Annotated in this window: 4 protein-coding genes and 1 tRNA gene; 4 read left to right on the top strand and 1 reads right to left on the bottom strand. The window is 60.5% G+C overall.

Annotated features, from left to right (window positions below; translation table 11 throughout):
- Positions 1 to 643 (bottom strand): 50S ribosomal protein L11 methyltransferase (locus tag K8W16_RS06060; RefSeq protein ID WP_304122101.1); only part of this gene is annotated, 643 nt, incomplete at its 3' end.
- 470 nt (positions 644 to 1,113) lie between these two features.
- Here K8W16_RS06060 and pth point away from each other — a divergent pair.
- The 4 genes from pth (at position 1,114) to K8W16_RS06040 (ending at position 4,081) form a co-directional block, all read left to right on the top strand.
- Positions 1,114 to 1,722: an aminoacyl-tRNA hydrolase gene (pth, locus tag K8W16_RS06055; protein ID WP_304122100.1), complete on the top strand. Its 609-nt coding sequence runs from the start codon at positions 1,114 to 1,116 to the stop codon at positions 1,720 to 1,722.
- A gap of 152 nt (positions 1,723 to 1,874) precedes the next feature.
- Complete coding sequence (rho, locus tag K8W16_RS06050; RefSeq protein WP_304122098.1) at positions 1,875 to 3,200, top strand: transcription termination factor Rho; 1,326 nt, start codon at positions 1,875 to 1,877, stop codon at positions 3,198 to 3,200.
- A gap of 81 nt (positions 3,201 to 3,281) precedes the next feature.
- A tRNA-Arg gene (locus K8W16_RS06045) sits at positions 3,282 to 3,358 on the top strand.
- Positions 3,359 to 3,436: 78 nt separating this feature from the next.
- Positions 3,437 to 4,081 carry a hypothetical protein gene (locus tag K8W16_RS06040; RefSeq protein ID WP_304122096.1) on the top strand — a complete coding sequence of 215 codons (645 nt, stop codon included), beginning with the start codon at positions 3,437 to 3,439 and terminating at the stop codon, positions 4,079 to 4,081.
- The last annotated feature ends 173 nt before the right edge of the window (positions 4,082 to 4,254 follow it).

Below are 4,254 nucleotides of genomic sequence, written 5' to 3'. Positions count from 1 at the left end.
CTTCCGGCTCGCCCATGCAGGCGTAGGCCTCCCGCATGCCGGGCGCCTGCACCGCCAGAAAACCGGAAAGGATGAGGCATCCGCCGGGCCTGACCAGCGGGATCAGCGCGGGGGCCATTTCCCGGAGCGGTCCGGCGAGAATATTGGCAATGACCACGTCGAACTTTTGCCCCCGCACCAGCTCCACACTGCCCTCGCGGATTTCGAAGCCTTCGGCAATGCCGTTCATCTCACAGTTTTCCCGCGCGTTGTCGATGGAGAGCGGGTCTATGTCCGCGCCGAAGCCCGAAAGGCCCATCTTCACGCAGCCTATGCCGAGAATCCCCGTGCCCGTGCCCATGTCAAGAAAGCGCTGACCGGCTTTCATAGCTCCTGCCGCGCGAAGGCGGCTCATGGCCTCAAGGCACATGGTGGTGGTAGGATGATGCCCGGTACCGAAGGCCGACTTCGGTTCGATAATGACGGGGATGCGGCCCCCGGCGTCCTCATCCTTCATCCACGGCGGAAGGATGAGGAAATCCCCGGCCTCCACCGGAGTGAAGTAGCTGCGCCAGCCTGCATTCCAATCCCTGTCGGGAAGGACTTCCGGCTGAGGGAAGCTTCCGGCACAAAAGCGGCCATTTGCCCGGCAAGGGCGTCGCATTCCCCTTCGTCTTCAGACGTGACACGCAGAAGCATGTCCCCGGAGGGCAGGGATTCCTCTTCCCAGCCCGCTTTCGCGCCCGCCCCCACAAGGGCCTGGGCCAGAGGGAAATCGTCTTCGGAAACGACAATGTTCAAACGGTACAACTGCGGCATACGAACCCCCGCGATTTTTTACTGTAAGGTCAAGGCCCTTCTCTTTACCACCAGAGGGCTCGCTTGCCAAGGAGGGCTTGACAGGCGGCGGCCTCTGCCGCACATTGTGCACGACACGCCCCCTCCCGCATTTCGGGAAAGGCTTCTTGTTCACGGCCCTTCCGCTCCGCGCCGCCTCACCGGCACGGCCTTTTCCGCACTCCAGATATCCTTCCGCGCAGCCCTTCCAGGCATGCCCGAAGGCCCCGTGAAATGAAATCCCCGCCGACGCGGGCGCCCTGTGCACGGCAGGGGCCTCTACCCATCAGGACACCCATGGATCTCAACGGAATTATCGTCGGCCTCGGTAACCCGGGGCCCCAGTACCGGGGCACGCGCCACAACATCGGTTTCATGGCGGCGCAGGCACTTCTGGAAGAAGTGGAACGCGGCAACGGCCGCGCTCCGGAACAGCTTTCCGGCGCAAGGTTCAACGCGCTGCTCTGGCGCATCCAGATTCCGCGCGGCGGAACCTGGCTTGTGGCCGAACCGCAGACCTTCATGAACCTGAGCGGCGACGCCGTCCAGCCCCTTATGGCATGGTACAAGCTGAAGCCCGAACAGCTTCTCGTGATTCATGACGAGCTCGACCTCGAACCGGGCAGGATGAAACTCAAGAAGGGCGGGAGCGCCGCAGGGCACAACGGCATAAAATCCATACAGCAGCGCCTGGGCACGCCGGAGTTCTACCGCCTGCGCGTAGGCGTAGGCAAACCGCAGGACAAGGAGCAGGTCATATCCTGGGTGCTCGGACGCTTTTTCGGCCCCGACCTGGAAATCATGGAACAGACCTTCCCCCATATTGTGGACGCCATACTGCGCTTTGCCGTCGACGGGCCGGAGCGCGCCATCAACGTGGCCAACACACGCAGAAAGGAACGCTGAGGCTCCAGGACTTGCCAACAGCGGAAAAAACATCTATAGTTTTTTCGCACCCGTTCTTCTGCGGGGGTTCCCCACTCCTCTTTCTTTTCCGAGTTCGCGCCCTTTCGGCGTGATGTGTCCTCCCATTTCTCTCTTTCCCGGTGGTATTCTCTATGCCCATACGGAAACGTAAAGCTCCTGTTGAGCCCGAAACAGTAGAAACTGATTCCCTTCTTGATGAAAGCGTTCTCAACCTTACGGAACTGAAGACGCGCAAAATGCAGGATCTCATGGATCTGGCGGAAAAGTATCAGCTTGAGAACGCCAGTTCCATGCGCAAGCAGGAGCTGATCTTCGCCCTGCTTCAGGCCTGCGCCTCCCAGAACGGCGTCATTCACAGCGACGGCGTGCTCGAAATTCTTCCGGACGGTTACGGATTTCTCCGCTCCCCCCTGTGCAGCTACATGCCCGGCCCGGACGACGTGTACGTCTCCCCCTCGCAGATACGGCGCTACCATCTGCGCAAAGGCGACTGTGTTTCCGGGCAGATTCGTCCTCCCAAGGAAGGGGAACGCTATTTTGCCCTGGTGCGCGTCAATGAAATAGGCTTCGAGCCGCCGGAAAACGCCCGCCATCTGGTACTTTTCGACAATCTCACCCCGGTGTATCCCGACCAGCAGTTCTGCATGGAGACGGACTCCAAGAACATGTCGTCGCGCATCATCGACCTCATGTCGCCCATAGGCCGGGGGCAGCGCGCGCTCATCGTCGCCCCGCCCCGCACGGGCAAAACCATCCTTCTGCAGACCATCGCCAACGCCATCAACGCCAATTATCCCGACGTATACCTCATCATCCTTCTGGTGGATGAACGCCCCGAGGAAGTGACGGACATGGAACGCACGGTGAAGAGCGCGGAAGTGGTGAGCTCCACCTTCGACGAACCTCCGCAACGCCATGTGCAGGTATGTGAAATGGTGCTGGAAAAAGCCAAGCGCCTCGTGGAACGCAAGCGCGACGTCGTCATTCTGCTCGACTCCATCACCCGCCTCGGGCGTGCCTACAACACCGTCACCCCCTCCAGCGGCCGCGTACTTTCCGGCGGCCTCGACGCCAACGCCCTGCAAAGGCCCAAACGCTTTTTCGGCGCGGCCCGCAACATCGAGGGCGGCGGCTCGCTGACCATCATCGCCACGGCGCTCATCGACACAGGCTCGCGCATGGACGAAGTCATTTTCGAAGAGTTCAAGGGCACCGGCAACTGCGAAATCTACCTTGACCGCCATCTCTCCGACAAGCGCGTTTTCCCCGCTATAGATATCAACCGCACCGGTACCCGCAAGGAAGACCTCCTGCTCGGCGAGGACGTGCTCAACCGGGTATGGATACTACGCAAGATCCTTGCGCCCATGTCCCCCATCGACAGCATGGAATTTCTGCTGGACAAGATGAAGGGTACCAAAAGCAACAAGGACTTCCTCAGCGGTATGGGACGCTGAGGATTGCTCCTCGCATAAAAAGCGTTGACAATCTGCCTCCTGCAGGGCATAGTGCCTTGCGTATGAGGGCTTTTTCCCTTTGCGCCCGTGGCTCAGCTGGATAGAGCGACAGCCTCCGGAGCTGTAGGTCGCGCGTTCGACTCGCGCCGGGCGCACCATTTGAAAGGCGGGGTTACCGGGTTCCGGTAACCCTTTTTTATTCCCCCGCACCATCCCTACCCGCCTGCGAGGATAGCATGCCCTTCCTGCGCCTTCTTCTCCTTTTTTCCTTTCTTCTGCTTTCCGGATGCGGTACTTACTATCAGGTAGCCGTGGATTCCCTGAGCGATGAGCACCCGCCTTCGGGCACGAGCTATGTGCTGGTACCGGGCAACGAAGGCGAAAAAGCCACGGATCTGCAATTCCGCGACATAGTACGCCGGATCACTCCGGCCTTCCAGTCCCGGGGCTACACGGTGGTGGAAGGCGACGCGCAGAACCGCGCCGTCGTCAGCTACTGGATGGAGGAGCCGCGCGTGTATGTAGACACGAGCACCATCACCCGAGCCCACCCCGTGGTGGTGGGCCATGGACGGTACAGCTATGTCGACTACATCTTTGTGGAGGAACCGGTGGTGACAAGCTCCACCATCTACGCCGCAAACCTGCTCATCGAAGCCTATGAGCTCGACAGAGAAGGCGGGGAAGGCCGCCAGATATGGCGTACTGCCCTGCGCTGCTCCTCTTCCAACGAAGATTTCCACACCCTGCTTTTCAGCATGCTTCAAGTGCTGCCCCGCGTGCTCGGCACGCAGAGCCAGGGGCTCAGGCGCTATCAGGTCTTCCTCGGCGAGGACGGAGAAATAGAAGTGACGGACCTTCAGACCGGGGACCGGCTCTGATCCGCTCCTCCTACGGGCAGGGCTGAAAAAACGCTCGTGCCGCGGCCTGCATCCTGCCGCCCCTGCCCGGCCGCCCGGAAAAAACTCCGTGCCCCCTCAACGTCGCAGACAATCTTTCCTCCTTCCCTTCCGGCTTCTCCCGGAAGGTTTTTTTATTAGAGCAAGTTCCGTTT

Source organism: Mailhella massiliensis (genome assembly GCF_020741395.1).
Lineage (GTDB): Bacteria > Desulfobacterota > Desulfovibrionia > Desulfovibrionales > Desulfovibrionaceae > Mailhella > Mailhella massiliensis_A.
Note: the sequence above shows the minus strand (reverse complement) of the source record. Positions and strands in the feature narration are given on the sequence as shown.

Coding starts and splice junctions, on each gene's coding strand:
- pth (WP_304122100.1), top strand. CDS start 1,114: ATGGATCTCAACGGAATTATCGTCGGCCTCGGTAACCCGGGGCCCCAG.
- rho (WP_304122098.1), top strand. CDS start 1,875: ATGCCCATACGGAAACGTAAAGCTCCTGTTGAGCCCGAAACAGTAGAA.
- K8W16_RS06040 (WP_304122096.1), top strand. CDS start 3,437: ATGCCCTTCCTGCGCCTTCTTCTCCTTTTTTCCTTTCTTCTGCTTTCC.